This is a genomic window from Streptomyces sp. NPDC090106 (assembly GCF_044747265.1).
GTDB lineage: Bacteria > Actinomycetota > Actinomycetes > Streptomycetales > Streptomycetaceae > Streptomyces.
Genome location: NZ_JBIVDS010000009.1, coordinates 1 through 21388, shown reverse-complemented (window position 1 = coordinate 21388; position 21388 = coordinate 1). Strand labels below are relative to the sequence as shown.

14 protein-coding genes and 1 pseudogene are annotated in these 21388 nt (G+C 71.0%); 9 read left to right on the top strand and 6 right to left on the bottom strand.

Translation table 11 applies throughout. From position 1 onward, the window contains the following. The first annotated feature begins 9 nt into the window (after window positions 1–9). The 8 genes from aztB (at window position 10) to ACIPSE_RS27645 (ending at window position 12618) form a co-directional block, all read left to right on the top strand. Window positions 10–906 (top strand): zinc ABC transporter permease AztB, encoded by an 897-nt coding sequence (gene aztB / locus ACIPSE_RS27680; protein ID WP_401667323.1) that lies wholly within the window; start codon window positions 10–12, stop codon window positions 904–906. A gap of 19 nt (window positions 907–925) precedes the next feature. Further along, window positions 926–2245, top strand: coding sequence for a hypothetical protein (locus ACIPSE_RS27675; RefSeq protein ID WP_401667320.1), 1320 nt, complete (start codon window positions 926–928; stop codon window positions 2243–2245). Next, window positions 2242–3201, top strand: coding sequence for a zinc ABC transporter substrate-binding protein AztC (aztC, locus tag ACIPSE_RS27670; RefSeq protein WP_401667318.1), 960 nt, complete (start codon window positions 2242–2244; stop codon window positions 3199–3201). The genes ACIPSE_RS27675 and aztC overlap by 4 nt, the downstream gene beginning before the upstream one ends. Window positions 3202–3285: 84 nt before the next feature. After that, the gene (aztD, locus tag ACIPSE_RS27665; protein WP_401667315.1) at window positions 3286–4488 is read left to right on the top strand and encodes a zinc metallochaperone AztD; all 1203 of its coding nucleotides are present in this window, start codon (window positions 3286–3288) and stop codon (window positions 4486–4488) included. A 277-nt stretch (window positions 4489–4765) separates the two neighbouring features. After that, on the top strand, window positions 4766–6097 hold the full coding sequence (locus ACIPSE_RS27660; protein ID WP_401667313.1) for an alpha/beta hydrolase: 1332 nt from the start codon (window positions 4766–4768) through the stop codon (window positions 6095–6097). Between the two features lie 79 nt (window positions 6098–6176). Beyond that, window positions 6177–7199: a trypsin-like peptidase domain-containing protein gene (locus ACIPSE_RS27655; RefSeq protein WP_401667311.1), complete on the top strand. Its 1023-nt coding sequence runs from the start codon at window positions 6177–6179 to the stop codon at window positions 7197–7199. Window positions 7200–7202: 3 nt separating this feature from the next. After that, window positions 7203–8330, top strand: coding sequence for an effector-associated domain EAD1-containing protein (locus tag ACIPSE_RS27650; protein ID WP_401667308.1), 1128 nt, complete (start codon window positions 7203–7205; stop codon window positions 8328–8330). Further along, the gene (locus ACIPSE_RS27645; RefSeq protein ID WP_401667306.1) at window positions 8308–12618 is read left to right on the top strand and encodes a hypothetical protein; all 4311 of its coding nucleotides are present in this window, start codon (window positions 8308–8310) and stop codon (window positions 12616–12618) included. The genes ACIPSE_RS27650 and ACIPSE_RS27645 overlap by 23 nt, the downstream gene beginning before the upstream one ends. Window positions 12619–12645: 27 nt before the next feature. On the opposite strand, the gene ACIPSE_RS27640 is transcribed toward ACIPSE_RS27645, so the two are convergent. The 6 genes from ACIPSE_RS27640 to ACIPSE_RS27615 all read right to left on the bottom strand — a co-directional run bounded on the left by ACIPSE_RS27640 (window position 12646) and on the right by ACIPSE_RS27615 (window position 20864). Further along, window positions 12646–14196, bottom strand: a complete 1551-nt coding sequence (locus tag ACIPSE_RS27640) for an AarF/UbiB family protein (RefSeq protein WP_401667303.1) — start codon at window positions 14194–14196, stop codon at window positions 12646–12648. Then, on the bottom strand, window positions 14190–14972 hold the full coding sequence (locus ACIPSE_RS27635) for a hypothetical protein (RefSeq protein ID WP_401667300.1): 783 nt from the start codon (window positions 14970–14972) through the stop codon (window positions 14190–14192). The genes ACIPSE_RS27640 and ACIPSE_RS27635 overlap by 7 nt, the downstream gene beginning before the upstream one ends. After that, the gene (locus ACIPSE_RS27630; protein WP_401667298.1) at window positions 14969–15787 is read right to left on the bottom strand and encodes a vWA domain-containing protein; all 819 of its coding nucleotides are present in this window, start codon (window positions 15785–15787) and stop codon (window positions 14969–14971) included. The genes ACIPSE_RS27635 and ACIPSE_RS27630 overlap by 4 nt, the downstream gene beginning before the upstream one ends. Before the next feature lie 48 nt (window positions 15788–15835). Beyond that, window positions 15836–18022 carry a PQQ-binding-like beta-propeller repeat protein gene (locus tag ACIPSE_RS27625; protein ID WP_401667295.1) on the bottom strand — a complete coding sequence of 729 codons (2187 nt, stop codon included), beginning with the start codon at window positions 18020–18022 and terminating at the stop codon, window positions 15836–15838. A 97-nt stretch (window positions 18023–18119) separates the two neighbouring features. After that, the gene (locus ACIPSE_RS27620) at window positions 18120–20039 is read right to left on the bottom strand and encodes a PQQ-binding-like beta-propeller repeat protein (RefSeq protein WP_401667292.1); all 1920 of its coding nucleotides are present in this window, start codon (window positions 20037–20039) and stop codon (window positions 18120–18122) included. 366 nt (window positions 20040–20405) lie between these two features. Further along, complete coding sequence (locus ACIPSE_RS27615; RefSeq protein WP_401667290.1) at window positions 20406–20864, bottom strand: MarR family winged helix-turn-helix transcriptional regulator; 459 nt, start codon at window positions 20862–20864, stop codon at window positions 20406–20408. A gap of 205 nt (window positions 20865–21069) precedes the next feature. On the opposite strand from ACIPSE_RS27615, the pseudogene ACIPSE_RS27610 reads away from it, so the two are divergent. After that, a pseudogene (locus ACIPSE_RS27610) lies at window positions 21070–21388 on the top strand (esterase); the annotation flags it as partial.

Genomic DNA, 21388 nt, shown 5'->3' with positions numbered 1-21388 from the left:
GTCATCGGCATGGAGTGGTTGACGGCCCCTTTCGAGGTGTCCTTCGTGCAACGGGCCCTGTGGGCCGGGATCTTGGTGTCGGCGATATGTGCCCTGGCGGGGACGTGGGTGGTGCTGAGGGGGATGGCCTTCCTCGGTGACGCCATGTCCCACGGGCTCCTGCCCGGCGTCGCGGTCGCCGCGCTGCTGGGAGGCAACCTGCTGGTGGGGGCCGTGGTGAGCGCGGCCGTCATGACGGCCGGTGTCACCGCGCTGGGCCGCACACCGAGACTCTCCCAGGACACCGGCATCGGCCTGCTCTTCGTCGGCATGCTCTCCCTCGGCGTCATCATCGTGTCGCGCTCGCAGTCCTTCGCCGTGGACCTCACCGGATTCCTTTTCGGAGACGTCCTCGCCGTGCGCGAGAGCGACCTGGTCCTCCTCTCCGTGGCGCTGCTGGTGGCGCTGGCCGTCTCCGTGCTCGGCCACCGTGCCTTCCTGGCTCTCGCGTTCGACGAGCGCAAGGCCCGGACGCTCGGCCTGCGCCCGCGGGCGGCCCACGCCGTGCTGCTCGGCCTGCTGGCCCTGGCCATCGTGGCCTCCTTCCACATCGTGGGCACGCTGCTCGTCCTCGGCCTGCTCATCGCCCCGCCCGCGGCGGCCCTGCCGTGGGCGCGCGGCGTCGGCGGCGTCATGGCTCTGGCGGCGGCCCTCGGCTCGGCCGCCACCTTCGGCGGCCTGCTGCTCTCCTGGCACCTGGGCACCGCGGCCGGTGCGACCGTCTCGGCCCTCGCGGTGAGCCTCTTCTTCCTGTCCCACCTGGTGTCCGGGTGCGGACAGCGATGGCGTGCGCGCCGGGTCCGTCGTCCCGTCGGTGCGGCCTCGCTCACCTCCCACGCCCTCACGTCCCGCCCGAACGAAATCTGAGGTTGTCTCCTTGTTCGCCTTGTTCATCCGGAAAAACGTCACACCTCCGATACCGGCGTTCTCGTGTGCGGCCCTGTTGACCACGGCCCTGCTCACGGCGGGCTGCGCGGGTTCGAGTGACGCCAAGTCCGGCGCGGGGCAGCCCTCTTCCTCCGCCACCCCCCACGGCTACGTCGAGGGCGCCGCCGAGGCCGCCGAGCAGCAGTCCCGGCTCCTGCTCGCGGATTCCGGCACCGGTGACACCCGTGTGCTGGACCTGATCACCGGCGAGCTCCACGAGACCGCGAGCAGGTCCGGCGTCACCGACCTCACCACCGACGGCCGCTTCGGCTACTTCCAGGCTGCGGACGGCACCCAGGTCCTGGACGGCGGCGCGTGGATGGTCGACCACGGGGACCACGTGCACTACTACAGCGCGAGGATCCAGCAGGTCGGCGAGTTCCCGAGCGACACCGGTACCGGCTCAGGCACCGGTAGTGGTTCCGGCACCGTTGAGGGTTCCGGAACCGGCACGGACACCGGCATGCGCATCCGCAGCGACGCGGGCGTCACCGTCGTCACGGCCGCGGACGGTACCGCCGACGTGTACCCCCGCGCCGACCTGGAGAAGGCCGACCTCGGCACCCCCGACAGGCTTCCGGGCAGCTACGCCGGGGCCGTCGTGCCGTACGCGGAGCACCTCGTGGCCCTCGTGCGGGACGGTGACGATCCCGCGAAGGCCGTCGTGCTCGACCGGTCCGGCACACGTGTCGCGACCTTGCCGTCCGCGTGCGAGCAACCGCAGGGCGACGCGGTCACCCGGCGGGGGATCGTCCTCGGCTGCGCCGACGGCGCCCTGCTCGTCCGCGAGGACGACGGCACCTTCACCGCCGAGAAGATCCCGTACGGCGAGGACGTACCGAAGCCCGAGCGTGCCACCGGGTTCCGGTACCGCCCCGGCAGCACCACGCTCACAGCCCCCGCCGGGAAGGACGCCGTCTGGGTCCTCGACGTCACCGAGCGCGCCTGGACCCGGGTGGAGACCGGGCCCGTCGTCGCCGCCAACACCGCAGGCGAGGGCGCCCCGCTCGTCGTCCTGGAGACCGACGGAGCCCTGCACGGCTACGACGTGTCCACCGGCGAGCGGACCACGGTCACCGAACGACTGCTGACGGACGACCTCAAGGCCGTCGCCGGCGACGCCGCGACCCCGGTGATCGAGATCGACCGGAGCCGCGCCTATCTCAACGATCCCGCCGGGAAGCGCGTGTACGAGATCGACTACAACGACAGCCTGCGCGTGGCCCGTACGTTCGACCTGGACATCCGCCCGTCCCTGATGGTGGAGACGGGCCGATGAGCGCACGTGTGAGCGCGGCGCGGGTGCGCGCCCTGCTGCTGACCCTGGTCACCTTCTTCGTCGTCGCCGCCACGGCGACCGGCTGCGCGGGCGGCACCGAACGCGCCCGGGTCGTGGTGACGACCAACATCCTCGGGGACATCACCCGGGAGATCGTCGGGGACGAGGCGGACGTCAGTGTCCTGATGAAGCCCAACGCCGACCCGCACTCCTTCGGCCTGTCCGCCGTGCAGGCCGCCGAACTGGAGAACGCGGACCTCGTCGTCTACAACGGCCTGGGCCTGGAGGAGAACGTGCTGCGGCACGTGGAGGCCGCCCGCGCGTCGGGCGTCGCCACCTTCGCGGCAGGCGAGGCCGCCGATCCCCTCGTCTTCCGCACCGGTGAGGAGGGCGGTCCCGACGACGCGGCCGGCGAACCGGACCCGCATTTCTGGACCGACCCCGACCGCGTACGCAAGGCGGCCGGCCTCATCGCCGACGAGGTCGTGGAACACGTCGACGGCGTGCACGGGAAGGCCGTACGGAACAACGCCGCACGCTACGACGCCCGACTCGCCACCCTCACCGCCTGGATGGAGAAGTCCTTCGCCGCCGTCCCCGAGGACCGCCGCGCCCTGGTGACCAACCACCACGTCTTCGGCTACCTCGCCGACCGCTTCGGCTTCCGCGTGATCGGCGCGGTCGTCCCCAGCGGTACGACCCTCGCCTCGCCCAGCTCCTCCGACCTGCGCGACCTCACCCGGGCCATGGAGAAGGCCGAGGTGCGCACCGTCTTCGCCGACTCCTCCCAGCCCAGCCGGCTCGCGGAGGTCCTGCGCCAGGAGACGGGAGGCGACGTCGACGTCGTCTCGCTGTACTCCGAGTCGCTCACCGACAAGGGCGAGGGCGCCGGCACCTACCTGGAAATGATGCGCGCCAACACCTCGGCCATCGTCGAGGGACTCACCGGCGCCTGACCAGATTTCACCGAGGCCGGCACATCGATCGCCGGCCGTTCCACCCACAACCCGAGCCCTCGGGCCGGAGAGGACATCCCCACGATGAACAGGTCGACACGCGCGAGCACGCTCATGGGCACGGCGCTCGCCCTGACGGCGTCCATGGCCCTGACCGCCTGCGGCAGCGGCGACGACGCGTCGAGCGAGGCCGAACCGAAGAAGCAGACGAAGGGCAGCGAGGCCGCGGCGGTGGAGAACCCGCTGGTCGTCTCGTACGACGGCGGACTGTACGTCCTCGACGGCGAGACCCTGAAGCTGGCGAAGACCGTCGAGCTGCCCGGCTTCAACCGGGTCAATCCGGCGGGAGACGAGGACCACGTCATCGTCTCCACCGACACCGGCTTCCGCGTGTTCGACGCGGCTCAGCAGACCTTCACGGAAGCCGAGTTCAAGGGGGCCAAGCCCGGCCACGTCGTCCGGCACGGCGGCAGGACGGCCCTGTTCACCGATGGTACGGGCGAGGTCAACGTCTTCGACCCCGCGGACCTGGCCGACGGGAAGCAGCCGGAGAGCCGTACCCACACCTCCGCCGAACACCACCACGGCGTGGCCATCGAACTCACCGACGGCTCACTCGTCTCCACCCTGGGCACCGAGGAGAAGCGCACCGGCGCCCTCGTCCTGGACAAGGACGACAAGGAGATCGCACGCGCCGAGAACTGCCCCGGCGTCCACGGCGAGGCCGCCGCCGAGGGCGAGGTGGTGGGCCTCGGGTGCGAGGACGGCGTCCTGCTCTACAAGAACGGGAGGTTCACCAAGGTCGACGCCCCCGACGACTACGCCCGCACCGGCAACCAGGCCGGCAGCGACGCCTCCCCGATCCTCCTGGGCGACTACAAGACCGACCCCGACGCGGAACTGGAGCGGCCGACCCGCATATCCCTGATCGACACCCGCACGGCGAAGATGAAGCTGGTCGACCTCGGCACCAGCTACTCCTTCCGCTCCCTGGCCCGCGGCCCCCAGGGCGAGGCGCTCGTCCTCGGCACGAACGGTGTCCTGCACGTCATCGACCCGGAGACCGGAAAGGTCGAGAAGAAGATCGAAGCGGTCGGCGACTGGACCGAGCCCCTGGACTGGCAGCAGCCCCGGCCCACCCTGTTCGTCCGCGACGACACCGCCTACGTCTCCGAGCCGGGCAAGCGCCAACTGCACGCCTTCGACCTGGAGTCGGGCAAGAAGATCACGTCCGTGACGCTCCCCGAGGCCACGAACGAACTCTCCGGAACGATCGCCGGCCACTGACCGAACCGGTCCGACCCTCCACATCGCGCCTGCGGCGCCCACCGGCCCGCGGGCCGGTGGGCGCCGCAGGCACGGTCCGCCGCGTGGCGCGCCGCGCCGTCGAGGAGCCCTCAGGAAGCGTGTCGGCACAGGACGCGAGCGCCATTGTGGACCGTCCGTCGGTGAACCGGGCCAGGAATCCCGTTCCGAGGCGTATGTGCTGCCGCACCCCGTAAGCTGCCCGAGTTCTGTTGGCGTCGGTCCGGGACAGGGAGACGGACGTCATGGGGGAGGGACGTTGGAACAGTGGGGGCCGCTGGTGGCGGCGGTGGCCGGTGTCTGGGCACAGGCCGAAGGACAGCTCGACGCATCGGCGCTGAGCGTCCTGGAGGACGAGTTGGTCCCCGGACTGCGCGCCTACGACGAAGCGTGCGCGGCAGCCGCGGACGAAGCACCTGCCGTGACGCCCGAGACGTTCGACGCCGTCGAGAGTGCCGCGCGGACGGTGGAAGCCGCGTTACTGGCCCGGCCGCCCCTGGGCGCCTGGTTCAACCGGGAGTTCGACCGGCTCGTCGAAGAAGCCGAAGGGCAGGAGCGCTTCGGGCCGGACGCCGTACCGAGCCACTGGACCGCCTACCTGCGCGCGCTGCTCGTACCCGTCATGTACGCCACCGACCGCGCCGCCGACCCGTCCGGCGAAGGCACGGTGACCTACGGATCCCGCCGAGGCGAACTCTCCTACGGTCGGGCCACGGTGAGTGTGCCGGACGAGCGGCCCGTCGGTACGGCGGGCAAACCCCGTTGGTGGCGGCTGCAGTTCCGTCCGGATCCGGGCCGGGACGTGCTCCTCGGAGCGGTCGGACCATCAGGTCCCGATGACTTCGCCGACCAGGTCCGCGCTCAACTCGACACCAGCACGCGGCGCGAGGCCATGGTCTTCGTGCACGGATACAACGTGACCTTCGCCGACGCGGCGCGACAGGCCGCCCAGATCGCCTACGACCTCAACTTCACCGGGCCGGTCCTGCTCTACAGCTGGGCCTCCAAGGGCCGGCTGCTGGACTACCCCGCCGACGGGGACGCCGCCCAGCGGGCCGTTCCGTACTTCCAGGACTTCCTGCGCACCCTCCTCACCCGGACAGGCGTCGGGGAGGTCCACATCGTGGCGCACAGCATGGGGAACCGGCTGCTCACCGCCGGACTGGCGGGTCTGGACACCTCCGAACTGCCCGCGGGGTCGGGGCGGTTGGGCCACGTCGTGTTCGCCGCACCCGACGTCGACCGCGACGTCTTCACGCACTTGCTGCCCGGTGTGCTCCGCCAGGCCCGCACCTGCACCCTCTACGTCTCGGACCGGGACCGGGCCCTGGCGGCGGCCCGGACGCTGTCCGACTTCCCGCGCGCCGGACAGAGCGGCCCTTCGGTGATCGTCGCGCCGGGACTGGACACCATCGACGTGACCGCGCTGGGTGCCGATCTGCTCGGCCACTCGTACGTGGGCAACCACGCGTCCGTGCTCGGAGACCTCCACGGCCTCTTCCGGCACGGCCACACCCCGGCCGAACGGTACGGGCTGACCCGTGCGCCGCACCCGGACGGCGACCACTGGTCGTTCGTCCCCCGGAAATGACACCCGCCTGCGCCCCGTACCCCGCGCCGCAGGCCCCGCCCGACGAGCCAGAACCGAGTGACAGCAGATGACGCACTTCGTGGACCGAGTTCCCTTCCCGTGGGACGCGCCCGGCGCGCTGGAACTCCGGGATCTGCTGGCCGGGGTGTACACCCGGTCCACCCAGGCCGAGCAACTGGCGAAGCGCGCCGGTATGGCGACGGGGTACGTCAACTGGGAACAGCCCATGATGTCCGTCTGGTTCGAACTCCTGGAGAAGGCGGCCAACCAGAAGTGTCTGCGGCCCCTGCTGGAGACGGTCACCGGGGGCCCCGACCAGGCGGTCGCCGAGCGGGTGCGTGAACTGCTCGCCCCGCAGCCGGTCGTGGAGGCGCCGGACAGACCCGCAGGGCCCGAGGACTTCGCGGAGTTCGCCGACCCCGACCAGTGGGAGCGGCAGATCTTCCGTTCCGCCACCCTCCAGGACGTCTCCTTTCTGCGGCGTGGCACCGAACTCGCCGCGTCCGTCTGCCGATTGCGCGTCACAGCAGCCAACGGGCGGTCCTACCACGGCACCGGCTTCCGTATCGCTGACGACCTGCTGCTCACCAACCACCATGTGCTGCTCGACCGCGACGGCGGCACACCGCTCGCGGTCGAGGCGTGGTTCGGCTACGAGAGCGAGCTGAACGGACGGACACGCGAGCATCAAGTGGTCGCCTGCGAGGCCGAGTCGGCCGAGGGCGATCCCGGGCTCGACTGGGCGGTCGTCCGCAGCGCCGGACCGCTGCCGGCCGACGCGCCGGCCGTCGCCCTGCCCGGCGCGGTCCAGGTGTCCCCGGACGACAGGGTGTACATCATCCAGCACCCGCACGGCGGACCGAAGAAGCTCGCCGCCCGCCACAACGTCGTCCGCCACGTCGACGAGACCGTGGTGCAGTACTGGACCGACACGGAACAGGGATCGTCCGGCTCGCCCGTCTTCGACGAGCGGTGGAACCTCGTCGCGGTGCACCGTCGTTGGCGCAGGGTCGGTGCCGACGACCAGCCCGCCGAGTTCCGCAACGAAGGTGTACGGATCGAGCGGGTCCTGGAGGGACTCGTACGGAAGCGACTGGTGTGACCCATGCCCGCGTTGCTCGATGAACGCTCCTTCAACCTCGACGACGATCGCGCCAGAAATCTGCTGAAGGCCCTGGTCACCGTCTACGGCACCCAACCCGCCGCCCGGCAGGTCATCCTCGGCGCCGGACTGGCCGAGTCCGACATCAACTGGGGCCGGAGCATGGCCGACGTCTGGCCGGAGGCCCTCGAGGTCGCCGCACCCGCCGGCCGCCTGCGGCCCCTCGTCCAGTGGGCCGCGGACGACCCCAACACACAGGCCTATCCGGTCTTCGGCTACCTGCTGACGGAGGAGACGACCCCCGCCGAGGCCGACCCCTGCACCGCCTATCTGGTGGCCAACCGCCAGCGGGCGTTCTTCGACCGGCTGGCCTTCCGCAGCGTTCTGCACCACATGCTGGAAGGGACCGGCGGACGTGTCCTCGCCGTGCAGGGCGAGCGCCGGTCCGGCAGGACGCACAGCTGGTATCTCATCGCCCATGTGCTGGACAGCCACCGCGTCAACAGGCGCCGTATCCAGATGGGCGACTTCTGCTCCCCGGTGGAGGTCGCGGACATAGGCGACACCCTCAGGGAACTGTTCGGATGGAACCTCACCCTCGATCGCAACACCTCGGAGGACAGCCAGTCCCGCAGTCTGGTCAACCAGATCAAGCACCTGCTGAACGAGGAACACCGCTCAGGACAGGAGCTGACCGGCCACTGGCTCGTCATCGACGACTCCCAATCGGTGCGCTTCACCGAACCCGCCCTCAGAGCCCTCATCCGGCTGGTGACCGCCGTGGTCGAGGAGGAGATGGGGGACCGGCTCCGCATCGTCCTGCTCGCCTACGACGGCTGGCTGCCATCCGACCTCCAGCCGTACGTCGCCCACGAGCGGTTCGCCCCGCTCACCGGCAAGGACCTACACGACTACGTCCGTGCCGTCGCCAAGGAAGCCGGCCAGCCCGTGGACTCCGAACAGGCCGATCAGCTCGTCCAGGAGCTGAGCACCCTGTCCGGCTGCGGACCCGTCGCCCCCGACGCACCGCTGCCCATGTCCGACCACAGGCTCCAGCGCGAGGCCGCGGCCTGGGGCCGCAACCAGTACCTCCGGGGAGGTGCCCGTTGTGAGCAGGGTCCCGCACAGTGACACCGGGCAGCCGCCACCGGGTGAACGTGACGCCTTCCGGGAACGCACCCTGTTCCTCGGCTCGTTCGCCGCGCAGGACCTCGTTCCGGAGGGCGACCACGACGCGGCCCGGTCCGGTGACGCCGCCCTCCAGGACTTCCTGCTGGACGAATGCACCCGCATCACGACGTCCCAGGGCCGCCGCTGGTGCCTGACGGACCGTACCCGGACCCTGACCCTGGAACGGCTGCGCACCCGGGAGAGCCTGCTCGCCGCGGCACGGGCCGCCCCCGTCGGTGACGACCCGGCCCGCACCTGGGCCGAACGCCTGCTGCGCGGAGGAAACCCACCCCTGGCGGAGCAGGGTTTCGAGGAGCTCTACACCGCGCTCACCGTGGTGGGCTGGTTCCGCGACGCCCCGCGGGCCCAGGAGGCACTCGCGCAGGAAGGCGTGCTGCTTCCCGACCTCGCCGACGTGGAGAGCGCGGTCAAGCGGGCACGGCTCTTCCAGCCGTTGCGCGCCCTCGCCGACAGGTTCACCGGACGCACCACCGAACTCGCCTGGCTGAGCGCGACATTCGACGGCGCGGGATTCGACGGTGCGAGCGCGTCCGGACCTCCTGGCGCGCCGCTCCGCGAGAGCGACCGGGAACACGAAACCTGGGCGTTCGTCCACGGACCCGGCGGTGTCGGCAAGTCCACGCTGCTCGCCCGGTTCGTCCTGGACGGCATCGACGGCATCGACGGCATCGGCGGCCCCCGGAACCGACCGGCTGGGCCGGACGGCCGACAGCGACCGTCGACCCGGCGGTCGCCCCGTTTCTATCTCACCTTCGACCGGCAGGACCTGCTCGCCGAACGGCCGTTGACGCTGATCGCCGAATGCGTGCGCCAACTGGGCCTGCTTCACCCGGACGTGGCCGCACAGGCCGCGGAGCTGGAGCGGGAGCTGGAGATCACCCTCGCCGCCGACCGGTACACCCGCTCCGAGGACAGTCACCACGGTCCCCGATCCGCCCACCAGCGCGACGAACTCACCCTGATCGACGCGTTCGCGACCCTGGTCGCCTCGATCACCGGCGGACCCGATGTCTCCCTGCCGTGGCTGCTGGCACTCGACGCGTTCGAGCAAGTTCAGCGTGGCGGGCCGGTCGCCCTGCGCCGCGTGTCGGACTTTCTCGGCCAACTGCGCCGTGCGCACCCGGGGTTGCGCGTCCTCGCGGCCGGCCGCGTGCCCGTCGGCGATCACGCGTTCAGACCGCTCCGACTGGACGGATTCGACGCCGCCACCGCCAGAGCCTTCCTCCGCCGTGAACTCGCCGCCGCCGCGACGGTCCCTGCCGCCGCGGAGCGTGCGCCGGCCGTGGCCGGTGACCGGGAGACCGAGGAGATCATCGGCATCGTCGGCACCAGCCCGCTCAACCTCAAGCTCGCCGCCGCGCTCGTCCACCGGGAAGGGGCGCGGTTCCTCGACGAGGGGGTGCTGCCGGCCGAACTCCGCCTCAAACTCAGCGTGGAGACGGTGCAAGGGGTGCTCTACCGCCGGTTGCTGGACCACTTCCCCGATCCCGACCTGCGCAGGATCGCCAGCCCCGGGCTCGTGGTCCGCGTCCTGACCCCGGACGTCATCCGGAAGGTACTGGCCGGTCCGTGCGGCCTCGGGCGCCTGGACCCGGAACGCGCGCGGCGCATGTACTACGCCTTCCGGGCCGAGGCCACCCTGGTCGCGGACGTGCCGGGCCAGGAGGCCGTCGTGCACCGGGCCGACGTCCGCCGCGCCATGCTGCCCCTGCTCCGGCGCGACCATCGGACGGTCGTGGAACGGATCCACCGCGGCGCCGTGCGCTACTACGCACACCAGGACGCGCGTACCGCCCCCGTGCCGAGCCGCGTCGAGGAGCTGTACCACCGGCTCGCCCTGGGGCAGTCCAGCCGTGTCCTGGACGGACGGTGGGTCGAGGAAGCGGGCCTCCTGCTGGAGCCCGCGATCGAGGAACTGCCCGCCTCGTCCCAGGTCTATCTGATCGAGAAACTCGGCGGTTCCGCCCCGGACGAGCTCCGTGCCGCGGGGGACGACGAGATCTGGGACCGCCAGGCGCTGCGGACCGGCAAGGCCCTCCTGGCCGCGGACGACGCCGCGGGTGTCGCCGCCCTGCTGGACGAACGACCCCACCGGGTGCGGGGCAACCTCGACCTCATCGCGCTGAGCATGCGGGCATCGCTCGCCCTGCGCCGTCCCGCGAAGGCCTACGGCGTGGTCGGCCGGGCCATGACCTTGGCGGCCGACACCGCCGATCCGGAGGCGTTCGTCGAGCTGACCCTGCTCGCCGCCCGCAGCTGTGAGGACCTCAGCCGCTTCACCGAAGCCCTGGACCTCCTGGAACAGGCACGGCGCGTCGCCGACGGGCCGGGCACCGTGACCCGCCTGCTGTCGGTGGCCGCGGCGCAGCTGAGAAACCTCCGGCGGTCCGGGGCGAGCGCCCTCCCGCAGAGCGTCGACCTGCGCGCCGACACCGTACGGAGAGTCAGGGACCTCTCCTCCAAGGAGTTTCGGCGCCACCCCCAGCTGATCCGTGAACTGGCCGCGGAACTCGGCGACGAACTCCCGCACCTCGTCTCCTACACCGCCAGGTCACTGGGGGTCGGCGGCACCGAAGGGTACGACGACGCCCTCCTCGGTACGCTGACCGGGGAGACCGGCGCGGTACCACGTGCCCCCGCCGACACCGCGGGCACGACGAGCGTCAGCAGCGTGAGCCGGGGCTATGCCGTCGGCGACTACCTGGACACCCACATCGGGGTCGCCGAGCCCTGGAACCAGGCCCTGGTCGACACCTACCGGCACGAACTCGACCGGCCCTACACCGGCGACGCCGTCGTCGTCCTGCCGGGCTTCGCGGGAAGCGGCCTGGTGGACCACGAGACCGGCGAGACGGTGTGGGGTGCCGGTGTCTCCCCCCAAAGGCTGCTGACCCCCGACGGCCAGATCCGCGACCTGGCACGGCTGACGACGACGAAGGCGGAGCGCGCCGGGGAGCTGGGCATGCTGCGTCCGGCCGGGCTGCTGCGGGAGGTCGCCTGGCTTCCCCTGGCGGGCGGATTCTCGCCCTACGGCACTCTCGTCAGGGGCGTCGGCGCATCGGTGCTGCACGACGACGCCGTGCTGGAGTTCCCCTACGACTGGCGTCAGCCGGTCGGCGCCGCGACCCGGCACCTGGCCGGTGCCGCCCTGCGCCACCTGGACCGGTGGCGGCACCACTCCGCGCGCCGGGCATCGGGCCTCAGCGAGGCCGGGGAGGAACCCAGGCTGGTCCTGGTCGCCCACGCGATGGGAGGGCTCGTCGCCCAGGCGGCCCTGGCGGAGTACCCGGACCTCGCGCGCGCCACGCGAGAGGTCATCAGCATCGGCACGCCCTTCCACGGGGTACCGAAGATCATGCAGCTGCTGAACCCGCACGGTTCCCCCCTGGGACGGATGGCGGTGGCCCGCCCCCTGGCGGAGGCGGCACGCTCGCTCCCGGGGCTGTACGACCTGCTGCCCGACACCCGGTGCGTTCACACCGCCCACGGCGGAATGCGCCGGATCACCCCCCGGGACGTCGAGGAGGCCGGTGGGGACGGGGCCCTGGCCGCCGCGGCCTTCGCAGCCCGCCTCGCCCGGCAGGGCGCGCTCGACCGCCTGCCCCGCTGGCACGCCATCGTCGGTACGTCGCAGCCGACCGCGCAGAGCATGAGCATCGAGGACGGTCGCGTACGGCTGTCCCCTCTCACCACCGAAACGGACGGCGAGGGGAACCTCGTCCGCGGCCAGGACGGCAGGCCCCTTCTGGTACGGGGAGAAGGCGACGGTCTGGTACCCCGGGAGTCGGCGGTCCTCTCCGGATACGCCAGGTCCCTGCCGGTGGTGGGGCAGCACAGTTCCCTGCTCACCAGTTCCACCGTGGTCCAGCTGGTGCAGGAGATCCTCACCGGGAAACGAGCCCGCCGGACAGGGGCTCCAGGCGGTCAGGAGGAGGGACTCGGGCCCGTGTCCCTCGGGATCAGCGCCCCGCCCGAAGTCTCCCCGGGAGAGGGATGGACGCTGACGGTCACGGGCGCGGATCACACCGCTCTCTCGTGCAGTCTCGTCCGTGCGACGAGCGGAGAGGTGATCGCGCGCATCCGGACCGAGCCCGCCGAGGACCGTCCGGGCACGTCGACGGCCCGGGTCACCATCCGGGAGCCGGGCTTCTACCAGGTGGTCGCCCGTGCCGGAGGGCTCTCCGCGACGGCACTGGTGGTGGCCGTGAGGTACGCGACGACCGGATGAACACGTGCGCGGACGGGCGGGACGCGGTCACAGGAGGATGACCAGGAGGACAACCAGCGTGAGGATCGCGCACGACGCGGACCCCACGAGCACGACTTGTGCCGTTGTGGCGTCGGCGAGCAGACTCCGCAGCAGGCTCGGGCGCGGGGCGACGGACGGCTGATGCCAGAGATCCATCAGGTCCTGCGGCTCAGGACGGGGGACGGAACCCTGGACACGAGGTGCCGGCAACGGCAGGTCCAGTGGCTGTGACGACAGGACGGCCTGCCCGAGAGGCGGAACGGGCAGTGGCGCGACCGGGAGGTCGGCGGCCAGGCCGAGATCCATCGTGCCGGGCTCGTCGGGCGAGGGCCGCTCGGGGGAGGGCGGCGTGATGTCGGCGCTCAGCGGGCGAACAGGCCGCGCCGGGCCGTCACGCCGGGACGAAGGTCCCTCCAGGGGCCTGGCGAAGCTGCCCAGATCGAGGAAGGGGCGGGGACCGACGGGCGTTCCCGTCGTGCTCCGGAAGGCCATCCGCTCCAGCACGCCCTGCTGCCGCCCCACCTCCGAAGGGGGTTCGAGGTCCGGCTGGAGATGCACCGGGCAGTCCAGGAGCGCCCGCAACCGCGCCGCCGCCTGCCGCACCTCCGGCGTCCGGTGTCCGAGCAGCGTCCGCCACGACGTCGACCGTGACGGATCGCGGAAGTCCTTGCGGGACAGCAGCAGATGGTCGGCTCCCGCCCGGTGCAGACCGGCCCACAGCGAGGTGTCGTGGCTCAGCATCACCAGGGCGCTGTGGATCACATGGGAGGGGAAGCGGTCACGGTGGATCGCCACCAGGGCGTCCGGTTCCTGGAGGGGCACGTTGGTGGACGTGCTCGACGCGAACGTCGTACCGCTCGTGCCGGCGGCGGGTGCCGTGTGACGGACCTCGGTCGCGCCGTCCGGCCCCCGTTCGCCCTCACGGGGCAGCCGGAAGTCGGGGTGCCCGTCCTCGCGCAGCGGCGGCCGTGACCAGTCGGGCACGGTCATGGCGTCGTAGTCGACGAACCGTATGGAGTTCTCGGCGGCCACGAGCACGTTGCCGCTCTGCAGGTCGCCGTGGCTGATGCCCGAGCGGTGCATCTGGTGGACGGCGGCGGCGAACCGGTGGGCCAGACGGCGCAGTTCCTCCGCTGCCTCACCCGGCCGCTTGTCGAGCAGGACGTCGATCCAGTCCGTCAGCCGAGCGCCCGCGACCCATTCCATGAGGACGACGGGCCACCAGTGTTCATGCACCCACAGACCCTCCTCCACGTAGTGCACCTCGGTCCGCCAGGATCCCTTCGCCTGCTCCAGACAGACGGCGATGCTGCGGTAGCGGCGCGCGCGGTCGGGCTCGTCGCGCAGAAAGCATTTCAGCGCCCAGATCCGGCCGTCCTCCGGGTCGTCCAGGCGGTACACGGCGCCGAAGCTGCCTCCGTTCGCGCCCGGTTGGCCGTCACCCCCCAGTTTCGGGGTGCAGCGTTTGAGCCGGGGCTCCGCGCTGTACTTGTCCAGGTGGGCGACGGCGGTCTGGTAGTCGCCCAGGCTGGGCCGTCCGCGGAACGAGGTCACCATGGTCCGCACTCCGCTCTGAGGAGGGTGATGTCGTCGTCCTGGAGCGCGCGGTTCGCGCGTTGGGCCGTGACCCAGGCGGTGAAGTCCTCGGGAGTGGCGCACACGTCGTCCAGCAGCAGCCAGGGGTGTGTTCCCTCGTCGGCCCGGCGTGACCACCACCGTGCCAGCGCGTCCGTCATGAGGTAGAAGACGTCGCTGTCACGCCACAGTCCTTGCTGGAAACGCGGTGGCTGCGCGGAGTCGTCCGAGCCGGCCCGGACGACGTGCGGGACCCGTTTCTGGCAGCACTCCGAGGCCACCACGAGGCCGGCGCGGACCTGGAACATGCAGGAGTCGCCGACCGCGACGGCTTCCCATCGCCCTTCGCCGACGACGGTGTCCCCGCTCGGCCGCGGCGAGGGAAGCAGGCGAAGGGCCATGAGTGTCGCCGCCGGCGACTTGTCGATGCGGACCCGCGCCAGCCACGCTCTGGGGCCGAGGGAGGCATGGGCGACCAGCTCGCGCCGGACGCTCGGCCACCCCAGGGCCGCGTCGCCGGCGACAGCACCGAGGGCGTCACCGCTGTGGAAGCTGCGGCCGGGGGCGGCGCAGAGTGCCTGGACGAGCCGGCTCGCCCACCATCCGCTGCCCGCCGAGCCGCTGCTGCCGTCCGCGACGACCAGCCGGGCCTCGCTGCGGACTCCGGCCGGGGGCAGCACCATGGCCGCCGCGTCCTCGATCTTCGACGGGTCCATCTGCGACTTCGGCAGGCTCATCACCTGGGAGCGGGTGATCATGCAGGGGTTCCGACGTTCAGGAAGAGCATCACGGACTGCATGCTCGCGTTGAAGACGAAGCCGCGTGCCCCCTGTTCCACGTCCATCCCCAGGTCCATCGCGGTGTCACGCATGTCCGGCGGCAGGACGTCGGAGATGGAGAAGAGCTTGGCGCCCATCGGCGGCAGACCGATGCCGGTGCTGGGGAACTGGGTGGGGGTGGCCACGTCGGACGAGATGTGCAGGTTGAACAGCAGCACGCTGCCGTCGTCCGTTCTGATGGAACGCAACTGCTGGGCGGGTCCGGCCGGATCGCCGTCGGTGGACTCGCCGTCCGTGAGGTTGAGGACGATCGGCGGGAAGCTGCCCGGGTGGTCGCTCACCCAGCGGTCGAGGACGCTGTGCGCGTAGCGCAGTGCCTCGCACATCGGGGTGCCGGCCGCGGCGGCCGCCTCCAGCCAGACCGGCAGCTCCGCGACATGGGTGGTCGTCGTCCCGTCCGGCAGCATCTCGGTACGGGTGAGGCGTTCGTTGCGCAGCCTGCCCTGGGCCAGGGCGCTGGCGGGCACCAGATCGCGGCCGCTGAGCGGACCTCCGAGAGCGGGACCGACCTGGGCTCCGTAGCCGATGACGCAGACATGGAAGAAGTCCCAGATCTCGTCGATGCCCCGGCCGCACCTGATGAGGAGTTCGCGGAGCATGCTGTTGATGGCGTCGGCCACGGCCATCTGCTTCGACTGGGTGGTGCTGGGCATGGCCGCCCGCATGGAGCTGGACTGGTCGATGAGAAAGACGATGCACGCCGGATTCGCCCGGCTGATCTCTGCCTCGTACACGGCGGTTGTTCCCCTCTGAACGGTGGATCGGGTCGCGTGGGACGGTGGTCAGGAACGGCACCAGGTGCTCAGCCGTCCGTCGGCGAAGCTGACATGAAGGCGGTCGGACGTGGCCGTGACGTGCACGGGCCTCGGGCTGTCGACGGTGAGCGGTGTGGTCTCCCGGCCCGAGCGCGCGTCCAGGCAGCGCACGCTGTCGGCGCCGCAGACGTAGACCGTTCCGTGGGCGACGGTGACCGGACCTCGCCCGTCGGTGTCGGTGAAGGTCGACCACACGATGTCCTCGAGGTCCGCCGACAGCGCGATCACGGCGCCCGCCCGGTCGGTGACCAGCACGAGACCTTCGGCGAGCACGGGAGGTGCGGTGATCGGGAACGTCGACGCGCCGTACCGCCGGTACGGCATGCCGTCCGGGCCCACGAGGCGGACGTGGCCCGTCCAGGCCCCGATGTACACGCCGTCCGGTGCCACCGTCGGTGTGCACCCCGCGGAGTCCCAGCCCTCGACGGACGAGCGGGTTTCACCCGTCGCCAGGACCAGGACGCTGAGGCCCCGGCGTTCGCCGGGGATCCAGAGACGGGTGCCGTCGGTGGCGAGCTGGGTGACGAGGGGCTCGTACGGCTGGACGAGATGCCGCGAGGGCGGGCTGATGCCGTGTTCGTCCTGGTGGAAGGAGAACAGACCACCGGTCGTGCCGATGAGCAGGTCGTTGTCGACGACCACGGGGGAGTGCGTCCCGGGATCACCGTCGACGTGCAGCCGGATCGCGCCGCCCGGGTCCTTGAGGTCATGGCCGATGAGCGCACCGTCGCGCTGGGCCCACCACAGGCGGTGGGCCCAGGGCACGGGCGTCGATTCGGCGGGACCCGCCAGCGGGTACACCGTGGTGCGCTCACCGGTGTACTCGTCGAGGAGTTGGGCGGTGTCGCCCGACGTCACCAGAAGGTGCCCGTTCAGAGCCAGGGGCGGACAGAGCAGCGGACCGCCCGTTTCCACACTCCACAACCGCCGCCAGGTCTCCTGGGATCCGCCGGTGCCCGTAGGGGCCGGCGCGGCGGGCTGCGCCACGGTGGCGGGTGTGGGGGAGAGCTGGGCGAGGGCGGCCCGCGGATCGGGCCGAGCGGCGTGGGCCCCGGTGCCGTCCTTCCGCCGTGCCGACGACTGTCCTGTGTCGAGGGGTGCCGACGACAGGCCCGTGTCGAGTTCCTGACGGCGCGGGCTCGCACCGAGCGCGGGAGCCCGCCTCGGTGCTTGCGGGGAAGGCGGTGCGGGGCGAGGGAGCACGCTCCGCACGTAGCGCGTCCACACACCGTGGCAGTGCTGAAGAAGCTCCTTGTTCCGCAGCAGCGGAGTCGTCACCCGGCTCAGCCGCTTGGCGCTCGGTCGGGCCGAGGGCCGGTGACGAAGGGAGCGCAGTACCGCCCTGCGTACCTTTCTGCCCGGGTTCCCGTAGTGCACCGCCCACTCGTCCAGGGACTGTTCGGCGGCGCCCCGGGCGGCCTTGCGCTGCATCAGCGCGTCGATGACGTCGACGGGCGGGTACAGCGCACTGCCGGTGCACGCGTAGGCGACGGCGGCGGCCACCGCGTACACGCTGCTGGACTCGCGAGCCACCGTGTCCGCGCGGCGCAGTTCCGGCGGAAGCCAGGTCACCTCCGCCCACAGATGCGGTGCGGGGCCGGCCGCCGCCGACGGGGATTCGGGAAACCGCAGCAGGCTCCGCAGCCCGAGGGCGAGATGCGCGTCGACCACGTGCGCTCCCCGCGTGGTGAGGAACAGGTTGGACGGTTTCAGGCCGGCGAGGGTGAGCCGCCGGGAGTGCATGTGACGGGCGAGCCCGGCGAGCTGCCACAGCAGGTACAGGGCCGCCTCCGCCGGCAGGCTGCGTGAGGAGACGGCGGTGATCAGGTCGACGGCCTGTTCGGGCCGGTCATCGGCCGACGGCTCGGAGGAGAACCAGGACCTGGCGATCCAGGCCCGCTGCTCCTGCTCGTCGTACCCGGCGCCCAGCGGGGTCGCGTAGCGCGCCGCGTGCTGATGGTGCGGGGTGCCCAGTTGCTTGAGCTGGTCCACGATCTTCTGGGCCCGTCGGCCGGTCCGCTGCGGATCGCCCCATTCCGGGTGCAGCATCTTCACCGCGGCCTGCTCTCCGTTCTCCCCGACAGCCAGCCAGGTGTCGCCCAGTACTCCGCTGCCCACCTGATGACCGAGTTGGTATCCCCCGAGCGATCTCATGAACGTGCACTCCTGTGGCAGTGGTGGCGGTACCTCACGTGTGCTGTGACCCGGCGACCGTGACTGCCGCGGTCACCGAGGCTCCTGCGCGGCGGGGTCATCGCGGAGCGAGGGACGGCAGACGCAGGGCCTGAAGCGTGCAGTCCCAGGTGGCGACGTATGCGTGCCCGTGCGCGAGGAGAGGCGGGGCGTGCAGGGAAGCGCCGGTGCGATGCGTCCAGAGCAGATGGCCCTCACGCGCGTCGAGCGCGGTCAACGCGTGCCCGGAACCGACGTAGAGCGTGTCGTTGTCGTGGACGGGCGCGCACTTGATCCGTCGGGAGGTGGAGTGGCGCCACACGCGTGAGCCGGTGTGGGTCTCGTGTGCCCAGACGGTGCCGCCGACGGTCCCGACGTAGAGCATGCCGTGGCCCATGACCGGACCGGTGCAGGCGGCGGTGCGCCCCGCCAGACACCAGGTCTGCCGACCGGTGTCGGTCTCGACGGCGCACAGGGCGCCGGTGCGGCTGGCGAGGAAGAGCCGGTCCTCCTGCGCGGCCGGCGCTCCCACGATGTCCTTGACCTGGGGTAAGCGCGTCGTGCCGGCGCCGTCGTGCAGGCGCAGCGCCTCCAGGTGCCCCTGCCACCCCGAGACGTACACCCGGTCCGCGGCCACGGCGGGCCGGTCGAACACCGGGCCGTTGCCGCGCCCGCTGACCCAGTGGGCCCTGCCGGTGTGTGCGGAGATGCAGTGGACGCCTCCGTCGCGCGCGCCCACGAGCACGCGCTCCCCGTGTACGACCGGGGCGAAGAGGCAGCTGTTGCCGGCGTCGTACCTCCATCGCAGGGAGCCGTCGTCGGTGTCCAGTGCCAGAAGCGTCCGGTCGGAACACGGAACGAAGAGCAGGCCGTGGCCGACGGCGGCCGTGTTCTCGATCCGGGCGCCGAGGTCGCGCTGCCACAGCACGGTTCCGTCCATCGCGTCCAGCAACTGGACCCGACCGTCCAGGGAGCAGACGGCGATCCCCTTCGCCACGTCGACCGGCGAGGTGTACCAGGCGCGTCCGCTCAGGTGACGGGTCCAACTGACCGCGGGGCTGTCCGTGCGGGTGTCGGGCCGTGGGGACGTATGCGATCGGGTCCGCTGCTCGGGCATGAACTTCCGCGTGCGCTCCGCGTGTCTGAGCACTTCGGTACGGGCACGGTTGGGCAGCCACGTGGCACCGCTGCCGCGCTCCTGCCGCGGGCGTACGCCGTGGTGGGCGAGCCGTGCGAGGAGTTCCTGGGCCGTCATACGGTCGGCGGGATCCGGCCTGGTGCACGCCTTCACCAGCTCACGCAGCGGTTCTCCGACGTCGTCGAAGGCGTCCTCCGGGAACCGGGGCCCGCGGTTCAGTAGCACCTCGGTCAGATCGGGCCTGTTGCGCTCCTGGCCGGTGGCCGCGAAAGCGAGGGTCAGTCCCAGGGCGAACATGTCGCTGGGATGGCCCGCGTCCCCGAACATCTGCTCCGGGGCCATGAACGCGTCGGTTCCCACCTTCATGGCCGGCTTGGTCCGTGTCCGGTCCAGCCTGCGGGCCACACCGAAGTCGATGAGCCGCAGGGATCCGTCCGCCGCGCTGAGAATCAGGATGTTGGACGGCTTGAGATCGCGGTGGACGATGTTGTGGCCCTGGAGCCGCATAAGAATGGGCCCTATTTCGGCGGCCATCCGCAGTACGGCCCGTGTTTCCAAGCGCCCGTGGTCGGATACCAGTGTGCGCAGATCCATACCCGGTACGTATTCGGTGGCGAACCACGGAGAAGAGCTGTCCGGGTCGCTGTCCAAAAGCTTCAGCGTTCCATGGGCATTCATTTCACGGAGAGCCTCGATCTCCCGGCGGAAGAGCCTTCGTACGTACTCGTCCTGCGCACATTCACGGCGCAGGACCTTGACGACGGCCAGTATCGAATCCGCGGCACTCCGCTTCTTGCTGGCCAGATACACGGTGGCCATGCCGCCGGCCCCGAGCACGGCCAACAAGGTGAAATTCCCCATGCGTGACGGGTCGTCCCCGTGCAACACCTGCATGCCCTCTTCACTCCCCCCTGCTGAAAAGGACAAAATGATCGAATATTTCGACGCCGCGCTTCATGGGAAAGCAAAAGCTCTCGCAGCGGCGGAAATCCCCCTTCAAGGGCTAGGAGGATACTTCACTTTCTGTCCGGCCGTGTGTGAATAGGGGGTCATCTGGGCGGGAGAAAGAATGTGGGCGCAAAAAGGCTGCGGTGCGATCGCGGCTGCTCGAAAGTGACTGGCGGTGGATCGATGGTGCCGTCGGCAGGGTCCCGCAAGGGTTCGACGAGGGTGTCCGAGGGTGTCCGGGATTTCGGCCGGCGCGCCCTGCTTCAACGGGCCGTCGGCTCAGCTCTCTGTGACGTTCGAGGTGAGCAGGCGCAGCAACTGCTTGGCGGTGGCGTCCTGTTCCGCCGTCAGGCCCATCGCGTCGCCCATGGCCAGAGGGACGGCGGTGGCCTTGTCGCGGAGGTCCAGGCCCGCCGGTGTGAGCTGGACGGCGACGGACCGTTCATCCTCGGTGCGTCGCTCGCGGCGGACGAGCCCGTTGGACTCCAGGCGCTTGAGGAGGGGGGAGAGGGTGCTGGACTCCAGTTGCAGCGCGGCCCCCAACTCCTTGACGGAGATGGAGTCCTGCTCCCAGAGCACCAGCATGACCAGGTACTGCGGATAGGTGAGGTCGAGCGCGTCCAGGAGGGGCCGGTAGCGGGCCGTCACGGACCGGGAGGCGGCGTACAGGGCGAAGCAGAGCTGGTCCTGGAGCAGCAGGGAGGCCGGTTCGGCGGCTGGGCGTGCTGCCTGGTCCATGTCGCGCTTCCTCACGTCGAACGGCCTGTCCGCCCATGCTACCTCTGAGGGCGCCCGCGACTGAGTACCGCGATATGAAGTAGTGCACGTCTTGATACTGCTCGATTAAGTTGCGCACGACTTAATCGGGCAGTACTGTTTTCGTTGTCAGGAGGGCGGTCGGGACAGACCCCGAGCGCCACCGTCACCCCCAGAGGAGCGACTCATGTCCGAATCCTTCGTGCCGCCGGTACCCGTGCTGGAGCCCGCCGCTCAGGCGTTCGTCGAGGCGACGGCGAACCCGCCGTATCTGTTCGATCTGGCTCCGGCGGACGGCCGCAAGGCGGTCGACGAGGTGCAGTCCGGTGAGATCGACAAGCCCGCGGTGGACGAGGAGTGGGTGACCGTCTCCGGTGGCCCGACCGGTAGTGTCCGGGCGCGGATCGTGAGGCCCGCGGGGGCTGTGGGCCCGCTGCCGGTGGTGTTCTACATCCATGGTGCGGGCTGGGTGTTCGGCAACGCGCACACGCATGACCGTCTGGTGC

Bases quoted from the DNA above. Each gene is read 5' to 3' on its own strand.
- ACIPSE_RS27635 (WP_401667300.1), bottom strand. From the start codon at position 14,972: ATGATCACCCGCTCCCAGGTGATGAGCCTGCCGAAGTCGCAGATGGAC.
- aztC (WP_401667318.1), top strand. From the start codon at position 2,242: ATGAGCGCACGTGTGAGCGCGGCGCGGGTGCGCGCCCTGCTGCTGACC.
- aztD (WP_401667315.1), top strand. From the start codon at position 3,286: ATGAACAGGTCGACACGCGCGAGCACGCTCATGGGCACGGCGCTCGCC.
- ACIPSE_RS27625 (WP_401667295.1), bottom strand. From the start codon at position 18,022: ATGAGATCGCTCGGGGGATACCAACTCGGTCATCAGGTGGGCAGCGGA.
- aztB (WP_401667323.1), top strand. From the start codon at position 10: ATGGAGTGGTTGACGGCCCCTTTCGAGGTGTCCTTCGTGCAACGGGCC.
- ACIPSE_RS27650 (WP_401667308.1), top strand. From the start codon at position 7,203: ATGCCCGCGTTGCTCGATGAACGCTCCTTCAACCTCGACGACGATCGC.
- ACIPSE_RS27640 (WP_401667303.1), bottom strand. From the start codon at position 14,196: ATGGTGACCTCGTTCCGCGGACGGCCCAGCCTGGGCGACTACCAGACC.
- ACIPSE_RS27620 (WP_401667292.1), bottom strand. From the start codon at position 20,039: ATGGGGAATTTCACCTTGTTGGCCGTGCTCGGGGCCGGCGGCATGGCC.
- ACIPSE_RS27615 (WP_401667290.1), bottom strand. From the start codon at position 20,864: ATGGACCAGGCAGCACGCCCAGCCGCCGAACCGGCCTCCCTGCTGCTC.